Raw genomic sequence first — 22529 nt, forward strand, 5'->3', positions numbered from 1 at the left:
TCACGTCAGCTCTTCGGGATTGCGGAATCGGGTGCTCGTGCCCTTCGTCGATCGGTTCCAGAACCAGGTCACGGCCCACAGGACGACACCGATGCCGACGAGCGCCGCGGCGATCTGATACTGGATGAGCTCATCGAGGCGGGCCCACGGACCGACGAGGAACACGCAGGTGATGACACCGATCCACGGCAGAACCGTCGGTGCTTTGAAGTGTTCGGCATTGCCGGACTTGTCCTTGCGCAGGATGAGCACCGCAACGTTGACGACGGCGAACACGGCCAACAGCAGCAGCGAGGTGGTGCCGCCCAGGGACGCGGTCACCGTCTCGGGCAGGATCGAGGTCACGAAGAAGATGAGCGCGAAGGCGATCAGCGTCGTGAAGATGATCGACACCCACGGCGACCGGCGGCCGGCCAGGACCTTCGCGAACACGGGAGGGAGCACGTTCTGCTTGGCCATACCGTAGAGCAGTCGGCTGGCCATGAGCATATTGATCAGCGCCGAGTTCGCGACGGCGAACATCGTCATGAACGGGAAGATCGTATCGATCGGCAGGCCGGGAGCGCCTTCGCGGACGACCTCGAGAAGCGGTGTCTCGCTCTCGGTGAGCACGCCGATCGGCACGGCCGCGACGGTGACGAGGGAGACGAGGACGTAGATGATGCCGGTGATCGTCAGGCCCGAGAGCATGATCTTCGGGAAGATCCGCGGATCCTTCGTCTCCTCGACCATGTTCACCGAATCCTCGAAGCCGACCATGGAGAAGAAAGCGAGCGCAGTGGCGCCGGTGACCGCGAGGAAGACGCTCTTGTCGCCCTCGGTCTCGAAGATCATCACGCGTGAGAAGTCGGCATCGCCCGCGCCGAGGGCGAAGAACCCGACGACGATGACCAGCAGCAGACCGCTCAGTTCGATGAGAGTGAGGACGACGTTGAACCAGACGCTCTCCCCGACTCCGCGGAGGTTGATCAGCGCGATGAGGGTGAGGAACGCCAGCGCGATCCACATCACCCCTGTGCCGGAGACGTCCCAACCGAATCCGGCCACGAGGTTCGCGGCGAAGACGTTCGACGCCGTCGATGCCGAGGTGATTCCGGAGCTGAGCACGGCGAAGGCGACGAGGAACGTCACGAAGTGGACCCCGAACGCCTTGTGCGTGTACAGCGCGGCACCCGCGGCCTGCGGGTACTTCGTCACGAGCTCCATATATGAGAACGCGGTGATCAGCGCGATGAGGAAGGCGAGGATCACCGGCGCCCAACCGGCACCGCCGACCTGCCCTGCGACCTTGCCGGTCAGGGCATAGACGCCGGTTCCGAGGATGTCACCGACGATGAACAGAAGCAGCAGCTTCGGCCCCATGACCCGCTTGAGGGTCTCGGGCTGGTGGCCGTCACCGGGGTCGATCGTCGTCGTGGGTTCTTTGTCGCTCACGATTCCTCCGTGTCCAATGCGGCAGCCGTGCCGCATACCTGGCAGCCCTGACTGTGGTCAGAGCCTCGCCCAGTATGCCTCAGACACGAGCCTCGCATACAAGCCTCAGTTCCGAACCACCGTGAGAAACGCCGAGAACAGTGCCTGCGAATCCCGTTCGCTCTCCGGCCCGAGCTCCTTCGCTTCTTCCAACAGGGTATCTTTATCGAACCCCAAAGTCTGCAGTTTCTCCGCATCCCAGCGCTCGATGTTCACCCGCGTCGACTCCGGATGGAACTGCGTTCCCCACGCCTGACCGACTCGGAACGCCTGGAATTCACACGCTGCGCTCGTGGCCAGCAGGGACGCCTCCTCGGGGAGGGCGACGATGCGGTCGACGTGGCTTTCGACGAACGACGTCCGTGGCCGGATCGCGGAGAACACCGGGTCCGCGGCCGCCTCGGCGGTGGTGTCGATCTGCGTGTACCCTTTCTCCGGCGCACCGGTCTGCGCGCGCACATCACCCCCGATGACATGGGCGATGAGCTGCCCGCCGAGGCAGATCCCGAACTGCGGCAGATCCAGCTCCAGCGCACGGCGGACGAGTGCGGCCTCATCGGCCAACCACGGCGCACGGTCCGTCTCATCGGGCATGTACCCGCCGCCGAGCATGATGAGCCCGTCATAGGCATCGAGCTCGGCAGGCCCGGGCAGCGGTGAGACCCCGCCGATGCGCAGATCGAACTCGACGTTCTCGCTGATCATCCACCGTGTCAGCAGTCCCGGCTGGGAATCGATGTCATTGACGATGACGAGCAGCCGCGTCATGATTCCGCCCCCGCCGAGGCGGCCGGGCCGTTGCCTGCGGGAGCAGCGTGGTGTGCATGACCGGTGTTGCCGACGCCGGCATCCCCCGCCGAGGCGGTCGGGCCGTTTGCCACGGACGGTGCGTCGTCTGCGGAGCCGAGGAATGCCGTGTACGCGTCCTCGTGTGCGTCGAGGACGCGCATCGCATTGTCGAAGCCGATCTTGCGCAGGTCGCTCTGCGACCATCCGCGCGAAGCGAGCTCGCCGAACAGGGTCGGGTACTGGCCGGCGTCCCCGAGTCCGGTCGGCAGCTCATCGACTCCGCAGATGTCGCCGCCGAGTCCGATGTGGTCGATGCCGATCCGCTCGCGCACGTAATCGCAGTGGTCGGCGACCTGGGCGACGGTCACCTCGGGGGCGGTCCCCTGCTCTCCGGCGTCGACCCACTCGCGGCGGGCGTTCGAGACGAACGAGGGCACGAAGGTCATCATCGCCACTCCCCCGTTGTCGGGCACGCGGTCGAGGACGTCGTCGGGGATGTTGCGCGGGTGCGGGTTGAGACCGTACGCGCAGGAGTGGGTGAAGAGCACCGGCAGCGTGCTCTGGTCGAGCGATTGGTGCATGACGGTGGGCGCGACGTGGGAGAGGTCGAGGATCATCCCGATCCGGTTCATCTCCGCGACGACCTCGCGGCCGAAGGCGCTCAAGCCTCCATGGACCGGTTCGTCCGTGGCCGAGTCCGCCCAGGAATGAGTGGTCGACCAGGTCAGTGTCATGTAGCGGGCCCCTGCGCGAGCGTAGGACCGCAGCACGGCCAGGGACTCGTCGATCTGCTGACCGCCTTCGACGCCCATCAGGGAGGCGACCTTGCCAGCAGCGCGGGCGGCGCGGACATCGGCGGCAGTACGCGCGAAGGCGAGTCGTTCGGGGTAGGCGGTGACGACGCGCTGGACCGCGTCGATCTGCTCCCATGTGGCCTTGATGGCATCAGGACCGGTGATCGAGGAATGGACGTAGACGGACCAGTACTGCGCGGCCACGTGGCCGGCCGCGAGCTGATCCATCGTAGTGAACGGAGAGACGGCCGGATCGTTGAGCCCCTCGACGCTGTAGTCGCGTTCCTCGCGCAGGTACCAGGCGAGGTCGTTGTGGCCGTCGAAGACGTCGACGGCGGGGGCGGATGCTGCGGCTGCTGCCGATTCAGCGTTGGGTGCGGATTCGGTGTTGGGTGCCGATTCGGTGTTGGGTGCGGATTCGGTGGTGGGTGCGGTCATGGTCGGGTCCTTCCGGTCGGGCGGATTGGGTCGGTGCGGGGGTGGACGGATGCAGTCCGCCGGAGCGGGCGGATGCGAGCTACCGCGGCGGGCACGTGCAAACTGTCAGGGCCGTCGAGACGGTCGGACCGGACACGGCTTACACGGTGCGCGCCTGGAGCGGCACGCCCACGGTGGGGAGGTCGGCCGCCTCGGCGAGGTGGGTTCGATCCGTTCATCATGCCAGCCCGGACAGGATCTGCGCCGACCACAGGCCGAGGAACGTGCCCAGGAACGTGCCCATGAGCGCGAACAGCACGCCGACGGGGACGAGCTGCCGGTTGAATGCGCCCGCGACGACCGGTGCCGAGGCGATTCCGCCGATGTTCGCGGTGCTGGCGACGGCGATGCTGAAGAGCTCGGTGCGGGTGAGCTTCGCGTAGATGAGCATGATGACGATGTGGACGACCAGGACGATGATTCCCGCCACCAGGTAGAGCGGCGCTTCGGCCAGGGAGGTGAAGTCCGAGCCGGAGGCGATGATGCCGATGATGAGGTAGAGCAGGATCGTCGCGAGTTCGTTGGATCCGGCGGTCCTGCCGAAGCGAGTCGATCCGATGGCCAGGCCGAGGACGCTGACGATGAGGATCGTCCACGCTGTGCCGTCGATGACCGCTCCGACTTCGGGCAGCAGTTCGCCGAGGCGGATCGCCAGGGCCGAGGCCAGAAGTGCGAATCCGATGAGTCCGAAGATCGATGGCAGCGTCATCGGCTTCTCGTCCTCAGCGGCGATCGTGTCGGTGAAGTCGAGCTTCGACATATCGGCCTTCGTCCACGTGTCGAACTTGTCGGAGACGGTGACGGAGGAGAAGACGAGCAGCAGCCAGAAGGAGTAGAGCACCGTGTCGACGATGAGGACGTAGCCGAACACGTTCTCGGGCGCTTGGAGGACCTCCTGCACCGCAACCATGTTCGCCGAACCTCCCGTCCAGGAGGCGTTGAGGGCGCCGAGGGCCTTCCACGCCTCGGGGTCGAGGCTGGAGTGCAGGATGAGGTAGCTGATGATGAAGCCTGCGATGATGCTCGCCGCGGTCACGGCGAAGGTGAGCAGCAGCTTCGGTCCGAGCTTGATGATCTGCCGAACATCGCATTTGAACAGCATGAGCAGGATCATCGCGGGCAGCATCACCTCGCGCAGGGTGTCACCGACGGCGGTGATGTCCCCGCCGTCATGGTCGAAGACGCCGAAGGTGTTGAGCAGCGCCGCCACGATATAGAGGATGACGAAGCCGGGCACATACTTGAAGAGCTTGAAACGTCCGCTCCGGTCCGCGACGACGAGCGCTGCGGAGATCGCCAGGAGCAGGCTGATGAATAGAAAACCGTCCGTGATCACTTACGACACTTCCTCATTGAATAAGTCCATCCCGAGCACGGCAGAGCCGACGGTGCCGCTGCTGGCGCCGCTGCTGCGGGCGCTGCTGGTGGCACCGCAATCGGCGCGGGTGACAGCAGCACCGGATGAGCCGGTGGCAGGGCCACGGGCAGCACCGAGGATGCCCTCCGGGATGGAGCAATGTGCAGTTGTCGATCGGATCCGGTCCGGTGAGGGCCCGGGCAATCGGGGTGGTCGGACGTGCTGCCTAGGCGGCGACCTCGCGATACTTCTTCGCGGCGTTGTTCACAGCTGTGATCAGCGCCTTCTGCGAGGATCCGTGGTAGCGGCGCTGGATGCGCTCGATCAGTCGACCGGGGTCCGTGATGTCGGCATCGACGAACAGGCTCCGAATGAAGTTCCGGGTCAGAGCCAACGTCGCCGTGCAGTCCACATCGAGGATTCGGTGGGTGTCCGGTGCGATCTCGAACGCCACGTAGAACAGCCCGAACTGGCTGGTGATCGGGTTGTTCGACGGAGCCTTCGCTTCGCCTGTGAGGTAGATCGTGTCGGACATCGCCCACCAGACTACCCCACGGCTCTCCACGCCTAGACCGGTCCGAAAGCAGTCGGGAGCATTCGTCAGGCGAAAGGCGAGCTCCCATCGGCGGCAGTCGAATTCAGTGGACGCTCAGAGGAACCGGTGGATCGCGTCGCCGGCTTCGCGCATGACCGGCATGACGTCGACGACGCGGTCGGTGCCCGGCTCCCAGTTCGCGAACACCGCGTAGGCGACGCGACGCGTCCGCGTCATCACGATCCCGGCATCGGCCCTGATCGTCCCGTTCGTGCCGGTCTTGTTCCACACCCACACATCCCGCTGGTAGTTGTAGTGAGCGAGCGGGTCGAGATCGAACGCCGAGGCGACCATCGAGGTGTCCGCGCCGGCTCCCAACCAGCGCCGGAAGATCTCGTTCGTCGACTCGTCCCAGAACTCGTCCTTGGCGTGCCGGGCCATGAAATCGCTGAGCTCAGCGGCCGTGCCCGTCGACAGGGTCCGCGGCGCCTTGGCCGGACGCGGCCAGCGCAGGAAGTCGTGCAGACCCGAGTTCCGGTACCCGAGGTCGACCACCTGATCAGCGACATTCGCCAGTCCGACCCGGCGGATGAGCACGTTCGTGGCGAAGTTGTCGCTGAACGCGCCGATGAGCAGAGCGACGTCGAAGATGCTCAGATCGTCCTGCTCCATGAGGTACCAGATCCCGGATTCGTCGACCCTCTCCGACGGCCGTCGATGCAGTCGCTCCTCCAGGTCAAGGGTCCCGTCCACCGCCATCTGCAGGGCAGTGTGGAGCAGGAAGACCTTGCCCATGCTGGCGGTGTCGAGTTCGTCGTTCTCATTGTGGGCGAACACCCGTTCCCCGCTGTCGACGTCGAAGGCCAGAGCGCTGAAGCGCACCCCGGGCAGTCCGTCGAATCTCAGTTCGCTCATGATCGAGTCTCTCCTTCTGCTGTCGTATTCGCCGGCGCATCCACCCACAGTCGCGGCCGCTCCCCGGGCTCGGCCTCGAGGGTGACATCGACACCGAGCGGGGCACTCGGGGCATCGGGATCGTGGCCGAACCCCATCTCCGACACGATCGGTACCCCCAGTCCGCCGAGGTAGTCGATCATCAGCGCCTCCACCTCGTGGACGGCCGCGCAGTCCTGCCACGACCCGAGCACCACCGCATCTGCCGAGGTGAACCATCCGCCGCGGACCAGCTGCACCATGAGATTGTCGAGCCGATACAGTTCCTCGTCGACGTCTTCGAGCATGAGGATGCTCGGGCCCTGCCGCTCGCGTCGTTCCCGCACGTCGCTGAGCTCGGGACTGCCCATCCCAGCGGCGATGAGACTGAGGTTTCCCCCGCCGAGGCGGCCCTTCGCCTCCCCCGGGACCAACGTCTGAGCCCGGCTGAGCGGGCGTGCCGCATCGTCCGCAGCGGTGTCCGGCAGAAAGGTGGTCGCTTTCGGAGACTTTTCTGCGTCTGAAATGTCCGATGGTGACCTATTTTCGTCCGCCGAGGCGTCAGCGGCAGCCCCCGCCGAGATATCAGCGGGGAAGCCGAGTTCGCGGCCGCCCCACGGTTGGAACAGCCACGAGGCGACCTCGTCCGGGACGACCGTCGAGTTCTTGAACGGGTCGTTGCCGACCATCGGGCAGAACAGAGTGGCGACCCCGAGGTGGTGCTCCCATGCCTGGTGAAGGGCGGTGATGTCCGAGGACCCGGTGAGCAGTTTGGGGCGTCCGTCCCGGCGCAGCATATGCCTGCGCATGAGGTCGAAGTCGATGCCGTCGAGCAGCCGCATGGCCCCGAAGCCTCCGCGCAGCGCGATCACCGCATCCGTGTCCGGATCGCACCAGGCATCGACGAGGTCGCAGCGACGCTCGGCGTCGGTGCCGGCCAGGTACGTCACCCGCGGGTGCCGGCCGCGGACGTTGCCACCGGGCACGACGGTGAGACCCCAGGATTCGAGCTGAGCGATGGCGCGCTGCAGTGATTCCTCGTCGGTGGGTCCCGACGGCGCGATCAGTCGGACGGTGTCACCGGCGGCCAGGGGCGCGGTGCGAAGATAGGGGCTCGGTGCGGGGCGTCCCACGCGGTCTTCCGCCGGCGCAGCACCGCCTGCACCGACGGCTCCGGCCGAATCCTGCCTACTCATTCCTCACCAGACTCTGACTTCCCAGTCGGGGAACCGCTGCGAGCAGTTCCTGCGTGTATTCGTGCTGCGGATCGGACAGCACCTTCTCGACCTCACCGTATTCGACGATCTCCCCTCGTTTCATCACGGCCACCGTGTCCGCAATGTTCCAGGCCAGGCCGAGATCATGGGTGATGATGAGCGCGCTCATGCCGAGGTTCTTCTTCAGCGCGAGGAACAGCGACAGGATCTCCCCGCGCACAGACGCATCCAACGACGCCACAGGCTCATCGGCGATGAGCACCTGCGGGTCGAGCGCCAGGGCACCGGCGATGACGACGCGCTGCCGCTGTCCGCCGGAGAGCTCCTGTGGAATCGATTCGAGATAGTCCTCGGCCGGGGTGAGTTCGGCGGCTGCGAGGGCACCGACGACCCGCTCGTACTCACGGTCTTTGATCCCCTGCACCTTCAGGCCTTCGACCACGGCTTCATACACGCTGCGTTTGGGATTGAGCGATCCGGCCGGGTCCTGCAGAATCATCTGCACCTGCCGCCGGAAGGCCCGCAGCTCCTTCGCCTTCCGCGGCAGCGGCTTGCCGGCGAAGAACAGCTGCGAACCTGCCTCCACCTCCTGCAGCTCGAGCAGCGACCGTGCCAGAGTCGTCTTCCCCGAACCGGACTGGCCGACGACGGCGAGGATCTCTGCCTTCTTCAGCTGCAGATCCACCCCGCGCACCGCACGTTCGCGGCCCCGCCGGGTGTCGAAGGAGACGCTGAGGTCCTTCGCCTCGAGCACCACCTCATCCGTCATGGTGAACGGTTCGGCCCGGGCCACCTCGGCGGGCCTCCGCGTCCGGGGATTCAACCGGGATTCGGGGTCCCCGATCTGCGGAAACGCACCGGCGAGCTGCTGCGTGTAGTCCTCCTGCGGGGACAGGCAGACGTCGTCGCTGGGTCCGTATTCGACGAGGCGGCCGTGGCGCATGATCGCAAGATCCGCACAGACGGCTGAGAGCACGGCGAGGTCGTGGCTGATCATCAGCAGGGAGATCCCGCGTTCGGCGACGAGGCGGGCCAGGCCGGTCAGGATCTGCTTCTGCACGATGACGTCCAGGGCCGTCGTCGGCTCGTCGGCGATGATGATATCCGGCTCGCAGGCGAGCGCCATGGCGATCATGATCCGCTGCTTCTGCCCGCCGGAGAGCTCGTGCGGGTATGCACTCGACTTCGCTGCTTCGAGATTGACCTCGGCGAGGAGTTCGAACATCCGATCCCGGCGCTTCTGCGGAGTCGTCCACGTGTCCTTCGAGTGGTGTTCGAGGGCTTCGATGATCTGACTCCCGACCTCGCGGACGGGGTTGAGCGAGTGCAGGGCGCCTTGGAAGACGATCGAGGCCTGTGCCCACCGGACCGCGCGGATCTGGCCGAAGCTCAGCTCTCGGATGTCCTGCCCGCCGAGGAGGACCCGCCCGTCGAGGCGCGCCGACTTCGGCAGCAGCCGCAGGGCCGACATGATCAACGTCGATTTCCCCGACCCGGACTCCCCGGCGATGCCCAGTGTGGCCCCGGAGGGCAGGTCGAGGCTGACGTCCTGCACGGCGACGACGTCCCCGCGGTCTGAGGAGGACCGGTAGGTGATCGAGACGTTCTCGAACTGCAGATCGGTCATCAGCGGCTCCTCAGGGCGGGGTTGATGATGGCCTCGAATGCGCGCCCGACCATCGTGAACGCGAGCACGACGAGCAGGATCGCCACACCCGGGGTGAGCACGTACCACCAGTAGCCGGAGGTCGCCGCTGACACGTCCATCGAGTTCTTCAGGATCGTGCCCCACGATTCCTTGGACGTGTCGCCGAGGCCGAGGAACGACAGCGTCGACTCGGCGATGATCGCCCCTCCGACGGTCAGGGTCGTGTTCGCGAGCACGAGCGGCATCACCGCCGGCAGCAGGTGCCGGAACAGAATATGGGAATGACCGGCACCGAGGATGCGCGCCCTTTCGATGTAGAGCCGGGATTCGACGCTCAGCGTCTGCGACCGCACGATCCGTGCCGTCGACGCCCATGAGGTCAGTCCGATGGCGACGACGATCGTGAAGACTCCGCGTTCCAGCACGGAGGACAGGACGATCGCCAACAGCAGGGAGGGCAGGACGATGAAGAAGTCGACGATGCGCATGATGATGCCGCCGAACAGTCCCGAGAAGTGACCGGCGGCCAGGCCCATGATGGTGCCGATGAGCATCGACATCACGGTCGCGGCGACGCCGACGAGGATCGACACTCGCGCTCCCCAGAGGATGCGCACCCACATCTCCCGACCCAGGTCGTCGGTGCCCAGGGGATGGTCGAGGCTCGGCGGGGCGTAGCGGGGCACGTCGAGCTGCTTCGTGACGTCGAGCATCGAGGCCGGCGCGATGAGCGGAGCGGCGATCGCGATGACGATGAAGAAGAGGAGAACGACGGCGCCGATGAGAGCCGGGGCGTCGGAGCGGAAGAGCGCCCAGTTCTTCTTCGCATTGTTCAGCCGGCGTTCGCGCACGAGCTTCGCGCCGTCGACGGCGGGGGTGTTCGCGCTCATCAGACCCTCCTGACGCGGGGATCGAGGAATCGGTAGACGATGTCGGCGGCGAGATTCATGACGATGATGAGCGCCGAGAACACGACGAAGGTGCCCTGCAGCAGCGGCAGGTCAGGGCCGCGGATGGCTTCGAAGGTGAGTTTGCCCAGTCCCGGCCATGAGAACACGGCTTCGACGGTGACCGCACCGGCGATGAGCCCGCCGATGTGGAGGAAGACGACGGTGACGGTCGGCAGCAGCGCGTTGGGCACGGCGTGACGGCGACGGACTTCATCCTCGGTGAGGCCTTTTGCGCGGGCCGTCGTGAGGTAGTCCTCGCTCATCTCCTCGAGCAGGGAGGCGCGCATGATCATGAGGAACTGCGCATAGACGACGGCGACGAGCGAGACGACCGGCAGGATCAGGTGCGTGATGACGTCGATGATCCCGGCCGGCGACCAGGGGTCGAGCCCCGGGGTGATCATGCCGCCGGTGGGCAGCCACTGCAGGGTGCCGCCGAAGATCATGAGCAGGATGAGGCCGAGCCAGAACGTCGGCACGGACCAGAAGATCAGCGAGGTCGAGGACGCGAGTTTGTCGAACAGGGAATTGCGCCGCCAGGCCGAGAGCTGCCCGAGCCACAGGCCCAGGGCGATGGCGATGACGGCTGCGGTGCCCGTGAGCAGCAGGGTCGGGCCGAGGTAGTCGCCGATGAGGGAGGACACGGATTTCCGGTATACGTAGGACTCGCCGAGATCGCCGGTGACGATGCCGACGAGGTAGTCCCAGAACTGGACGATGACGGGCTTGTCGAGTCCGTACTGGCTGCGCAGCTCGGCGATCTGCGCCGGGGACATCGGCCGTTCCTTCGCGATCTTGAGCACGGGGTCGCCGGGCAGCATGCGGAAGGCGAAGAAGCCGAGCACGATGACCAGGACCATCGAGGTCGCAGCCCCGCCGAGCTTGCGCAGGAAGTAGCGGGCGAACGATCCGCCGGCCGGAGGTTCGTCCATGTCGACGTCGGCAGGGTTCGGGTCGGCGGTGTCGGCAGTTCCCTGCGCCGAGGCGGAGCTGGGGTTCGTGGGGTCGGTGCCCGGGGTCGCCGTGTCCGTTCCTCGGTCAGGGCGATCCCCGGAATGGGGATCGTGGGTGGGTGTGCTCACTGTGGTGCTCCAGGTGATGAGGACAGAGGCCCGTGGGTCCGGGTGCCGTAGATGGCGCGGGTGGCGCGGCACCCGGACTGTGGGCGCGGGAACTATTCGCGGTCGTCGGACTTCCTGCGGCGGCTGAGCAGCCAGCCGCCTCCGCCGAGGACGACGATGACCGCGGCTCCGATTCCGATCCAACCGCCGGCGCCCATTCCGCCGCCGGTGGCCTCCCCTGCGCTGACGGGTTCGACCGAGGAGTAGCCCCAGTAGCCGACCTGGTTGGCGATGGCGCCGCCGTCGGAAGGCTGTTTGGTGAAGTTCTCGAACCGGTCGGAGCGGTAGGCCTCGAGCTGGTTCGGGTACCACAGCGTCACCGAGGGGGCCTCTTCATAGTGGATGGCCAGTGCCTTCTGCACGAGTTCCTGACGCTTGGCCTGGTCGAGCTCGACGTGCTGGGCCTGATAGAGCTTGTCGAATTCCTTGTTGCACCAGCCGTCCTGGCTGGTGCCGCCGTTGCCTTCGGCGTCAGGGCGCTGACCGCAGGTGTTGATGCTCAGCTGGTAGTCGGGATCGGGGTTGATCGACCAGCCCGAGAAGTACATGTCGTAGTCGCCCTTGGTGGTGCGTTCGGACTCGGTGTCGGCATCGGTCGATTCGTTCTTCAGGTCGATGCCGATGTCCTTCATCCACGGCTTCAGGAACTTCGCGGTGCTCTGCTCCGTCGGAACGTCGGCATCGGTGAGGAAACGCAGCTGCAGCTTCTCGCCGTCCTTTTCGCGGATGCCGTCGGAGCCTTCCTTCCAACCGGCGTCGTCGAGGAGCGTCTTCGCGCGGTCGACGTCGAATCCGCTGACGACCGGGTTGTCGGGGCTCAGCGCCCAGTCCGGGTAGACGGCGGGAATGAAGCTCGTGGCCGGCTGCGCATAGTCCTGCATGACCTGTTTGCGCAGGGTCTCGGTGTCGATGCCGGCACGGATGGCCTGGCGGACCTTCTTGTCCCCCAGCGCCTCGTTGCCGGTTCCGAATTCCTTGCCGTCGGCGTCGGCGACACCCGGGTTGATGGAGATTCCGTTGAAGCGGCGGCCGTTGCCGTCGTTGAGTTCGACGTTGTCCGCGTTCTCCAGTGCCGTGAACTGATCCGGGCTGAGGCCGGTGATGAAGTCGACCTCGCCGGAGCGGATCGCCTGCACCTGCGCATCGGAGTTCGTGTAGTAGCGGTATTGGATCTCGTCGAGCTTCGGCTTGCCGCGCCAGAAGTTCGGGTTCGCCTTGAGCGTGATCGACTTGTTCGCCTCATAGCTGTCGAGCTGGAAGGGTCCCGAACCCACGGACTTCTCGTCGTTCTTGAATTCGCCGGGGTTGTCGATCTTCGACCACACGTGTTCCGGCACGACGGGGATCTCCTGGCCGGGGTTGTTCGCCTGCGCCTTCTTCAGGGTGATCTTGACGGTGGAATCGTCGGGGGCCTCGACCTTCGCGAAGTTCTCGACGAGGCTGCCGTTGGCCACCGCCATCTCGTCGTTGTCCATCATCTGGTTATAGGTCCAGGCGACGTCTTTCGAGGTCAGCGGTTCCCCGTCGGACCATTTCATGTCCGGGCGGATCGTGTAGGTCCAGACCTTGCCGTCGGAGTCCGTGTTCCATTCGGTGGCGAGTCCCTCGGTGACCGACCCGTCCTTGGCGTCGTTGGCCACGAGGTTCTCATACATGTACCGGAAGGTGTTCGTCGGCACGAGGTAGAAGGAGGTGAACGGGTTGAAGGAGTCGATGAATCCGTCGGTGGCGATCCGCAGCACGTTCTCAGCGGCGGGAGCCTCCGAGTCGGCGGCCTGTGCCGGGGAGGCGGCCATCGATCCGGCGAGTGCCAGCGCCGCGATGCCGGCCAGGCATCGGCGCAGGCTCACGCGCACGGTGCGGCGCAGCGAGTGTTGAGTGACCATTGGACCCCTTCGGTTCCGGCCGCCGGAGGCGGCTCCTGCCTGCGGCGGCCGGACCGTGGTCATGAGTTCTCCGCCTGCGACCGCCGAAATGTGTTGTCTGTCACTCTATGCCGGAACGGGTGTGAAACCGCAGCACCAGCTCACAACTTCTGGCGTGTCGCCTTGTGCGATCAGCACAATCGGAACGTGCTCGCACACGACGGTCGGGCACGCGCAGGCGACTCGGATCACATGACAACGGTCCGCGAGCCGTGCACTCGGCACGGCTCGCGGACCGACGAGGGAATCAGGCCGTGGCCGCGGCCCTCTGGGCGGCAATCTCGGTGGTGGTCGTGGCCTTCCGCAGCCGCTGGATGAGCGCGACCGCGACGAGCACGACGAGACCGACGAGAGAGACCCAGATGTTCGGGTAGATCAGGGTGATCCCGGCGGCCAACAGCAGCACCCGCTCGACGATGTTGGCCCGACCCATGAAGTACCCGGCCAGACCCGAGGACACTCCGATCATGCCGAGGATCACGGTCACGAGCGCCAACAGGAGCTCCTGCCACGTGCCCTGGAGCAGCAGAGCCGGCTCGAGGATGAACACGTAGGGGATGAGGAACCCGGCGATGGCGATCCGCACGGCGGTGACGCCCGCACGCATCGGATTGGCCCTGGCGATGCCGGCGCCGGCATAGGCTGCGAGGCAGACCGGCGGGGTGATGTCGGCGAGGATCCCGAAGAAGAACACGAACATGTGCGCCGCGATGAGCGGCACATCGAAGTTGTTGTACAGGATCGGTGCGGCGACAGTGGCCGTGACGACGTAGTTCGCGGTCGTCGGCAGGCCCATGCCGAGGACGATGCAGGCGATCATGACCATGACCAGGACGATGAAGAAGTTGCCTCCGGCGAGATCGACCAGCCCCTTGCCGAGCTGTCCGCCCAGTCCGGTCGCCGTGACCGTGCCGGCCACGATGCCCGCCGTCGCGCAGGCCGCGATCACCGGCAGTGCCGTGCGGGCGCCCTCGACGAGCAGCGTGACGAATCCGCGCGGATCCATCCGCGTCGACTTCCGCAGGAAGCTGAGGAAGAACGCGGTGCCGATGCCGAACAGCGCGGCGCGGATCGGCGACATCCCCGACAGGAGCGTGAGGATGATGACGGCCAACGGCAGCAGGAGGTCGAGGCGTTTGAGCAGCTCCTTGCCGTCAGGCAGGCTCGCCTTGGACAGCCCGAGGATCCCGTCGGTCTTCGCCTCGAAGTGGATCGAGAGGAAGGCCCCGAGGAAGTAGAGGATCGCCGGGATGATCGCGATGACGATGAGTCCGTTGTATTCGAGGTCCGGGACGTTCTGCGCCATGATGAACGCGGCCGCGCCCATGATCGGGGGCATCAGCTGTCCGCCCGTCGAGGCGGTCGCCTCGGTGGCGGCGGCGAAGTGGGGTTTGAAGCCCGACCTCTTCATCAGCGGGATGGTGAACGACCCCGAGGCGACGGTGTTGGCCACGGACGAACCCGACACCATGCCCTGGAGACCGGAGGCCACGACCGCCGCTTTGGCGGGACCGCCGGTGAATCGGCCGGTGAGACGGAAGGCCAGGTCATTGAAGAACTGTCCGATGTTCGTGTGCACGAGCATCACGGCGAAGAAGAGGAAGAGGAAGATGAAGTTCGCCGAGACCTGGATCGGAGTGCCGAAGATGCCCGATCCGTTCGACAGGAACATCGTCGTCGCGAAGTCCTCGAGACTCATCCCGGAATGCGTGAACACAGGGCTGTAGTTGCCGAAGAGTCCGTAGAGGATGGCGATGCCGCCGATGATGACGATGGGAAGGCCCACACACCGGCGGGTGGCTTCGAGGATGAGCAGGACGCCGAGGATCGCCACGAAGTAGTCGAGGTTCGAATAGCCGAGGATCTGGACGGAGTTGCTCACCAGCCGCGAGTACTCGACGAAGACGTAAAGATTGCAGCCGAGTCCGGCAAAGCCGAGGAGCACGTCGTACCAGGGGATGCGGCTGCCGCGCCCGATCAGTGCGTCGGCGACGCGGTTGCCCGTCGCCGGTGCATCGAGGAGACGGCGGCTCGGCGGGTAGAGGAAGAAGATGAGCGCGGTGGCGCCCGCGAGATGCAGCGATGTGTGCATCCACGTGTTGAAGGGCCGTTCGAGTGCGGCATAGAGGTGGTAGACGGTGAAGGCGATGGACAGTCCGCCGACCACCCAGACCCACCAGCCGAGATCCTTGCGATAGCGGCTGGAGGTGTCATGCTTTGCGAGTACGTCGGCCGATGCGCGTTCTCCGGCGGCCACCTCATCGGCGCCGGGCCCGGCCGTCGCAGCGGACGGCCGGGTCGGTGTCGAATCTTCGCTCACGGCAGCTCGATGCCCTCTTCTTCGAAGTACTTCTGAGCGCCCGGGTGCAGCGGCACGTCGCCGACTCCCAGCATGGCGGAGTCCTTCGTGATGAGCTTGCCGACGTCGAGAGTGATGTCGTCGGTGTGCTCGAACAGCGCCTTCGTGAGGTTGTAGGCAGTGTCCTCACTGACCTGATCGGTCGAGGCCACCAAGGAGGCGAACACCGAAACGGTCGGGACGTCCTCGTCGAGGAAGTCATAGGCGTCGGCGGGGATGTCGTAGGACTCCGCACCCGATCCCTCTTCGATCGTCTTCGTCGTATCGTCGTCGAGTCCGAGCAGCTTGACGTCGGTCGTCGCGGCCAGCTGGGTCAGCCCCGCCACCGGGGTGCCCACGACGAAGATCGTGGCATCGATCTGCTTGTCGGCGAGCATGTCGGTCGAAGCGCCGAAGTCGGTGATCTCCGGGGTGTAGTCGGATTCGCCGATGCCCGCGGCGTCGAGGATGGCATCGGAGATGGCGCGCGTGCCCGAACCGGCGTCGCCGACCGCGATCTTCTTCCCCTTGAGGTCCTCGACCGATTCGATTCCCGAGTCTTCGCGGACGATGATGTGAGCGGCCTCAGGGTAGAGCGAGGCCAGCCAGCCGACGTTGTCGATCTTCGTCCCGTCGAGGTCTTCGAGCTCGCCGTTGACCGCGGTGTTGGCCGTATCGCTCTGCGTGAAGCCGAGCTGCCATTCGCCCTGGTAGATCTTGCCGAGGTTCTCGGCCGAGGCACCGGACTCGACGTAGTTGACTGTCACGCCGTCGACGTTGTCCTCGAAGATCGAAGCGAGCTCACCGCCGAGAGGGTAGTACGTGCCCGATGTGCCGCCGGTGCCGAGCGTGAGGTCGTCGGTGGTCTCACCGCCTCCACCGCTGCCGCCGTCCGAGCCGCACCCGGTCAGCGCCAGCGCCACGGCGGCGACTGCCGCAACTGTCATCCGTCTGATGTTCATCTTCTGATCTCCTCTTCGGGGGTCAAGATACTTCGGCGAGCTGCTCAGAGTTCAGTCGCCTGCTGTCGAGACTAAAGGCACGATGCCCTCTCGCACAGGTCATTCATGAAAGTTTGCTGAATTGTTAGCCGCCTTGCCTGAGCATCGTCTGAAGACCGCAGGTCCGCGCCGGTCACCACCGCTGTCCCGCCTCGGCGAGGATCTCGTCGATCGTCTGGCCCCTTCGGATGAGGACGAAGTGCATGTCGCCCTCCTCCGCGGTGCGGTACCCGTAGACGGGCACGCGCGGGAGCAGGTTGTAGGAGAAGGGGTTGGAGAAGTAGTAGGCACCGGTCTCGGGTACGGCGACGAGGTCGCCGACGTCGAGGCGCGGCAGCCTGCGGTCCCGAGCGAGCAGATCCCCGGAGAAGCACGCGGGCCCGGCGACGTCCGTGGGCACCGCCTCGGCGATCTTCGGTTCCCCGTCAGCGGTGAACGGCAGGATCCGCAGCGGCCAGTCGTGCGGAGCGTAGGCGGTGCGGGTGGCGACCTGGACGCCTGCGTGAGTCATGGCGATGCGGCGCCCGCCGCTGGTCTTCGCGTACTCGACGCGGGTGAGGACGGTGCCGGCCTTGGCCAACAGTGCACGCCCGAATTCGGTGACGATGTCGAAGTCGAACAGGTCGGGGACCTGCTGTTCGAGCACCGCACGGTAGTCGGCGAAGGTCGGGGTGATGTCTTCGCCGTCGAAGTTCACCGACAGGCCTCCCCCGATATCGATGCGGGTGATCTGCCGCGTCCCGGCACGCGCGTTGACCTCCTGCGCGAGATCGACCGCGGTGCGGATTCCGACGGCGGCGCGCTCGAGGCTGATGCCCTGAGAACCAGAGTGCACGTGGATCTGATTCAGCCGGGGCCGCGCCAGGTACGCCTCGATCACGGCTTCGCGGGCTCCGGGGTCAGCGAGTCCGATGCCGAATTTCGACGTCTCGGTGGCGGTGCTCAGCGCCCCGATCGTGCCTGTGCCCGACTGCGGATTGATCCTGATGCCGATCCGTGCCTCGTCGACGGTCGGTCGTCTGTCTTCCAGCAGCAGGTCGAGGCGGGCGAGTTCGTCGAAGTTGTCGACGTTGATCGACACGCCCAGGTCGACGGCCCGACGCAGTTCCGTCCAGGTCTTGGCCGGGGAATCGAAGACGATCCGTTCGGGAGCGAACCCGGCGGCCAGGGCGAGTTCGAGTTCGCCGGGGCTGGCGACTTCGCATCCGGCGCCCTGCTGCGCATAGCGCTCGAGCAGCGAACGCAGCGGCACGGCTTTGCAGGCCACCGCGTGGAGCACCTCATGGTCCGAATCGAACGCCGAAGTGAGCCGCTCGAACGCGGTATCGATGGCATCGAGATCCATGAGCCCGAGCACGGGCTCCCGATCCGAGAGCGCCGGCACGCCCTCCGACAGGGAGGGCACGCCGTCCGACAGGGAGGGCACGCCCACGGGAACGGAACCGCTTTTGGTAGTGCGATCGACTCCGCGCGCCTCGGCAGGGGTGTTGTCGGTGAGGGGCTGGCTGTTCTCGGCGATCGCTCTGATCGCCTGTGCTCGACCGTCGGCAATCGAGTGGTGGCTGTTGGGCATAACGTCCTCTGTTCGTGATCTGGTGTCACTCTAGGACGGCCGACCTCGATGAACGAACAATAATTCGCCAAACTTCCCGGGGATCGATTGTCGGTTTCCCACGACGTGGCTGCTCGAGCCTTCAGCCGCCCGCGCGATCGTGGGCGAGCACCGAGAGCTCGAGCCACAGCCTCTCGGCCGGCTCGGCCGTCGACAGACCCGTGATCTCCTCGATCCGCCCCAGGCGGTGCCGCAGCGAATTCGTATGCACGTGCAGCCGACGGGACGCCTCGGCGGAGTTGCCGACCGTGGCGAAATAGACCCGCAGCGTCTCGAGCAGGCTGCCGTTGTGCTGCGCGTCATGCCGGGCCAGCGCCCGAGCCGGCCGTGCGACGCTGCCGATATCGCCGCTGCGACCAGCGGGTTCTGCGCCGTGCGCGTCGCGCTCGACGGCCAGCAGCGTATCGGCCACGCGCAGTCCGATGACCTCGGCGGCCGCATCCTCGACGGTCGCTCCGACGATGGTCGGGGATTCCTCGTCGCCGCCGCTCGCAGAGCCTCCGCTCATGGCACCCCGTCCTCGGCCGCCGAGGCCGCGCCGTCTGCCGTGCACGGCGTCGACGACGTATACGGCCTCGGACCAGGAGCGATGCACTTCGTCGAGGCGGTCGACGGGAGAGCCGACACCGAAGCTGAGCGCCTCGTCGCTCGGCAGCGATCGCCGCAGGGCAGAGAGCACGTGGTCGCGGATCTGCGCCGCACCCGTCGGCTCGCTCATCTGCACGAGTGCCGCGAGATGTGCCCCCGTGCTCGACTCGATCCGGGAGAGCACGGCATCGGCGAAGGCGGCCCGGAGATGGAACCGCAGGACGGGCTCTCGGTCGGGGGCCGCCTCGGTGAAGGCGAGGACGCAGAAGCTGCCGGAGAACGGCAGTGACAGCAGGGTCGCCGACGGACCGAGGTCGGCCGAACCGGCGAGGATCGCACCGAGCGCCTCCCGACGGATGCGCTTCTCGAACGGCGACCGGCGCAGGGTCCGCAGCATCACGGGCAGGGCCGCGCGGGCGGCATCGCGCAGCACCTCGCGCAGCGGTTCGGGGTCGACCTCGGCCGGGTAGGCCGCCCAGATCGTGCCGATGAGCTCGCCTTCGCTGCGCAGTGCGATGACCGACCGGGCCGGTGATGTGCCTTCGGCGGGTCGTTCGACGACGTCGGTCGAACGGCGGATCGTGTCGAGGAAACCGGATGCCTCGAGCTCGGCGATCCGCCAGTCGGGAATGGCCCCGGACAGGATCGTCGCGCGTCGGATCTCATCAAGTTCGCCGCCGAGGTTGGCATGCGCGAGCACACGCGAGGCCGGGTCCTCGATCGTGATCGATGCGCCCGTGGTCTCGGCGATGACGGCGGCCAGTGCGCTGAGGTCGTCGACATCGGGCCAGGCCAGGGCGCTCGTCGCGCCCTCCGTGAGCTGCCGCAGATGCACGAGCACCTCCGACCAGGTCACATGCGGCGAGCGTTCGAGGAGGACCGGAACCCGGCCCTCGCTCCCCCGCAGCTCGATCCCATCACCGAGGTGGCTGTGCGTTCCGGGCGGAACGACGAGGGCGGCGGCGCCCGCATAGCCTGCCAGCACCGCCTCGAGTCCGGCAGGACTGCTCACCGGTTCGGTGACGAGGACGACGGTCCCGGTCAGGGCGGCGTGGCCGACCGCCTCGGTGGGCGGGCCGGCAGGCGAGCCGGTGTGCGGAGCAGTGGGCGGGCCGGAGTGGGGTGCAGTTCGCTGGACGGCGTGCGGTGCAGCCGACGTCTGCGTGGGAGTCGTCGGCAGGTCGAAGCCGAATTCGACTCGAGCGACCACGACGTCGCCGGCCATCTCGGTCAGCGGCAGGAGGAACCCTTCCGTGTCCCGGATCAGGCGGGACAGTCGCAGGATCGCGGTGTCGGTCATGCTCCCACTGTAGTCAACGGCCGACCATGGTCGGCTGCGGCCGGGAGGGTCTGCGTCGTCAGGACCGCGCGCCTCGGCGGGGCGGAAGGAACCGGACGAGCCGCCTCGGCGGGGCGGGATGGACCGGACGGGTCAGCCGCCTCGGCGGGATGGGTCATTCCGGGGAGAAGAACTTGAACTGGAGGGCACGGACGACGAGTTGGGCGAGGTTGCGTGCGCCCAGTTTGAGGCGGAGGTTGCGGGCGTGCGATTTCACGGTGGACATGGCCACCGATTGGGCGTCGGCGATCTCTTCGTAGCCGTGTCCCTGGCAGAGCAGGGTGAGCAGATCCATCTCGCGCGCGGTCAGCTGCGGTGCCGCGTCGGGGGCGTCGGGCAGCTGGTCACCGCTGATGACGATGTCCTCGGCCAAGCCTTTGAGCAGTTCGGGGCTCTCGTCTGCCGAGGCGGCCCGCACGATCGAGACGAGTTCCCTCTCCCCTGCCGTCTTGTTGACCACGGCGAGTGCGCCGGCTTCGAGTCCGCGGGCGATTCCGGGCCCGGGCGACACGGTCGTCAGGAGCACGACTCGGGCGTCGGGGTCGAGGTCGATGATCGCCGCCGTCGCATCGACGCCGCTCATTCCCGGCGGCATGTTGACGTCCATGAGGACGAGGTCGGGACGCTCGGCGTCGAAGGCGGCGACGGCCTCCTCGCCGGAGTGAACGGGGTCGAGCACACGGAAGGAACCCGCATCCTCCAGCGTCGCGGCCACCGCTCGTGTCGTCCACGAATCGTCATCGACGACGAGGACGGAGGTGCGCGCGGCGGATTCAGGGGTCACGTCTTGGTCGGCCTGCGGCGTGGTCGCCTCCGGTCTCACGTGAGGGGTCCCCTCCGAGGTCCGGTGCGGGGCCGGGTAGGTGTGCGCCGTCATCAGGCGTCGATCCTGTCGCGGTCACTCGTGCGCTGCCCCTGGCTGCGGTGGTTCCTGCTGTGGCTGCCGGCCGCACCTTCGGGGGTGGAATCGTCGGCGGCTTTCGCCGCGGCGGCATCACCCGTGCCAGGTCGTGAAGCGGCACCGCCGGCCGACCCCGAAGCGGCACCGCGATCGATTCCGGTGGTCGACGCCGATGGTGTCCCAGCAGCGGGTGTGTCCGCAACGGGTGTGTCCGCAACGGGTGTGTCCGTGCTCATGTCGAAGTCGTCATCGACGACGTCGATCATGTCCGCGTTCGAGGAAGACCGCGCGGTATCCGATTTCGAGGATGCCGATGCGGAATGGGAGATGAAGCGGATCGGCAGGGCCACCTCGACGACGGTTCTCTTCGTCTCGTCCTCGCCCACACGGCAGACGCCGCCCATGGCCGTGGCACGGCGGGACAGAGACCGCGGGGCCCGGGTCAGCGCGGTCGGGGATGCGTTCGTGCTGCGGCAGAGCAGTTCGGCTCGGCTGCCGCTGCCGTCTCGCATTTCGATGACGAGGGTGGCGGGGGTGCCGGGGACGGAGTGGCGGATGACGTTCGTGGCGAGCTCGAGCATGACGGCCCGGAAATGGTGCGACAGCGTTCCGGTCGCATGGGTCGGCAACGGGGAGAGTTCGGTGGTCAGGGGAACGGACCCGGCCGCGCACCCGTCTTCGATCGCGGTCGCCAGCTGCTCCGCCTCGGCGCGGAATCGGCTCCGGGAGGTCCCGGAGTCCCCGGTGCAGCTCTCGGTCTCCCACCTGCTCAGGCTCGTCACCAGCTGCCGGAGCCGTTTGGTGGCTTCGGCGTTGACCAGCGCCAACTCGGCGACGAGGCGGTCGGCGGTCTCGAAGTCGCTTTCCTTCGCGAGGGTGCGGATGATCGCGGATTCGGTGGTCAGCGAGTGCGAGATGGTGTCGTGCATATCGCTGGTGAACCGGGCGCGCATGGCGTCGAGTGATTTCTGGTGGTCGACGGCGGCGCGTTCGCGGCGGTCGATCTCACTTCGGATTCGGGCCTCGACGAAGGACGCGCACAGGCCGAGGATCGAATAGGTCAGCCAGCCGTACCCGAGGTCGGTGAGTCCTTCGAAGCCGGCGTCATAGGACCCGAGTCGGGTCGATGCGCCGAGGTAGACGGCCAGTCCGAGGGTTCCCAGCGCAAACCCGATCCAGCGACGGCGGCTGATCAGGACCGCGGTGGCGAGGATGAGCGCCTCGGGGAACATGTTCTCCAGGTCCGGGTAGAGCATGGAGAACCCGATTCCCAGAACGGTCGTGGCGACGACGATGCTCAGCGGCAGGAACGCGGCCAAGACGATGAGGCCGTAGGCGAGGACGAGCAGGCCTGCGTAGCGGGGTTCGGTGATCTCGAAGGAGCCGGGGACGAGGATCGTCAGCCCCATGATGAGGGCCAGCAGGCGGATCGGCAGATCGATGAAGCGCGGTCCCCGGAGGAAGTGCCACACTCGAGCCGGGACACTCGCTGACGTGCCGGTCGCGCCGTCGATCTCTGATGTCATGGCCC

The 22529-nt window shown here is 66.6% G+C and carries 17 protein-coding genes; all 17 read right to left on the minus strand.

Going from position 1 to position 22529, the window contains the following annotated elements; translation table 11 throughout:
- Positions 1 to 1434 carry an APC family permease gene (locus tag HF684_RS15825; RefSeq protein ID WP_248278984.1) on the minus strand — a complete coding sequence of 478 codons (1434 nt, stop codon included), beginning with the start codon at positions 1432 to 1434 and terminating at the stop codon, positions 1 to 3.
- Positions 1435 to 1539: 105 nt separating this feature from the next.
- Positions 1540 to 2241 carry a type 1 glutamine amidotransferase gene (locus HF684_RS15830; RefSeq protein WP_169253252.1) on the minus strand — a complete coding sequence of 234 codons (702 nt, stop codon included), beginning with the start codon at positions 2239 to 2241 and terminating at the stop codon, positions 1540 to 1542.
- The gene (locus tag HF684_RS15835; protein ID WP_169253253.1) at positions 2238 to 3494 is read right to left on the minus strand and encodes a dipeptidase; all 1257 of its coding nucleotides are present in this window, start codon (positions 3492 to 3494) and stop codon (positions 2238 to 2240) included. The genes HF684_RS15830 and HF684_RS15835 overlap by 4 nt, the downstream gene beginning before the upstream one ends.
- A gap of 217 nt (positions 3495 to 3711) precedes the next feature.
- Positions 3712 to 4869, minus strand: coding sequence for a DUF819 family protein (locus tag HF684_RS15840; protein ID WP_169253254.1), 1158 nt, complete (start codon positions 4867 to 4869; stop codon positions 3712 to 3714).
- 247 nt (positions 4870 to 5116) lie between these two features.
- Positions 5117 to 5425, minus strand: a complete 309-nt coding sequence (locus HF684_RS15845; RefSeq protein WP_035321156.1) for a DUF3870 domain-containing protein — start codon at positions 5423 to 5425, stop codon at positions 5117 to 5119.
- 114 nt (positions 5426 to 5539) lie between these two features.
- On the minus strand, positions 5540 to 6340 hold the full coding sequence (locus HF684_RS15850) for a serine hydrolase (protein ID WP_169253255.1): 801 nt from the start codon (positions 6338 to 6340) through the stop codon (positions 5540 to 5542).
- Positions 6337 to 7554 carry an LD-carboxypeptidase gene (locus HF684_RS15855; protein ID WP_169253256.1) on the minus strand — a complete coding sequence of 406 codons (1218 nt, stop codon included), beginning with the start codon at positions 7552 to 7554 and terminating at the stop codon, positions 6337 to 6339. Before HF684_RS15855 ends, HF684_RS15850 begins: the two co-directional genes overlap by 4 nt.
- Positions 7547 to 9202: an ABC transporter ATP-binding protein gene (locus tag HF684_RS15860; RefSeq protein ID WP_169253257.1), complete on the minus strand. Its 1656-nt coding sequence runs from the start codon at positions 9200 to 9202 to the stop codon at positions 7547 to 7549. Before HF684_RS15860 ends, HF684_RS15855 begins: the two co-directional genes overlap by 8 nt.
- Positions 9202 to 10113, minus strand: coding sequence for an ABC transporter permease (locus HF684_RS15865; protein WP_169253258.1), 912 nt, complete (start codon positions 10111 to 10113; stop codon positions 9202 to 9204). The genes HF684_RS15860 and HF684_RS15865 overlap by 1 nt, the downstream gene beginning before the upstream one ends.
- Positions 10113 to 11255: an ABC transporter permease gene (locus HF684_RS15870; protein ID WP_248278985.1), complete on the minus strand. Its 1143-nt coding sequence runs from the start codon at positions 11253 to 11255 to the stop codon at positions 10113 to 10115. Before HF684_RS15870 ends, HF684_RS15865 begins: the two co-directional genes overlap by 1 nt.
- A 92-nt stretch (positions 11256 to 11347) precedes the next feature.
- The gene (locus tag HF684_RS15875) at positions 11348 to 13180 is read right to left on the minus strand and encodes an ABC transporter substrate-binding protein (RefSeq protein ID WP_169253259.1); all 1833 of its coding nucleotides are present in this window, start codon (positions 13178 to 13180) and stop codon (positions 11348 to 11350) included.
- 286 nt (positions 13181 to 13466) lie between these two features.
- Positions 13467 to 15539, minus strand: coding sequence for a TRAP transporter permease (locus HF684_RS15880; RefSeq protein WP_169253260.1), 2073 nt, complete (start codon positions 15537 to 15539; stop codon positions 13467 to 13469).
- Positions 15536 to 16504, minus strand: a complete 969-nt coding sequence (locus tag HF684_RS15885; RefSeq protein ID WP_098731825.1) for a TAXI family TRAP transporter solute-binding subunit — start codon at positions 16502 to 16504, stop codon at positions 15536 to 15538. Before HF684_RS15885 ends, HF684_RS15880 begins: the two co-directional genes overlap by 4 nt.
- Positions 16505 to 16691: 187 nt before the next feature.
- Positions 16692 to 18131, minus strand: a complete 1440-nt coding sequence (locus HF684_RS15890; protein WP_169253262.1) for a diaminopimelate decarboxylase — start codon at positions 18129 to 18131, stop codon at positions 16692 to 16694.
- Positions 18132 to 18252: 121 nt separating this feature from the next.
- Positions 18253 to 20058, minus strand: a complete 1806-nt coding sequence (locus HF684_RS15895) for a helix-turn-helix domain-containing protein (RefSeq protein ID WP_169253263.1) — start codon at positions 20056 to 20058, stop codon at positions 18253 to 18255.
- 154 nt (positions 20059 to 20212) lie between these two features.
- Positions 20213 to 20974, minus strand: a complete 762-nt coding sequence (locus HF684_RS15900; RefSeq protein ID WP_169253264.1) for a response regulator transcription factor — start codon at positions 20972 to 20974, stop codon at positions 20213 to 20215.
- Complete coding sequence (locus HF684_RS15905) at positions 20974 to 22524, minus strand: hypothetical protein (protein WP_169253265.1); 1551 nt, start codon at positions 22522 to 22524, stop codon at positions 20974 to 20976. The genes HF684_RS15900 and HF684_RS15905 overlap by 1 nt, the downstream gene beginning before the upstream one ends.
- Positions 22525 to 22529: the final 5 nt, after the last annotated feature.

This window comes from Brevibacterium sp. 'Marine' (genome assembly GCF_012844365.1).
GTDB lineage: Bacteria > Actinomycetota > Actinomycetes > Actinomycetales > Brevibacteriaceae > Brevibacterium.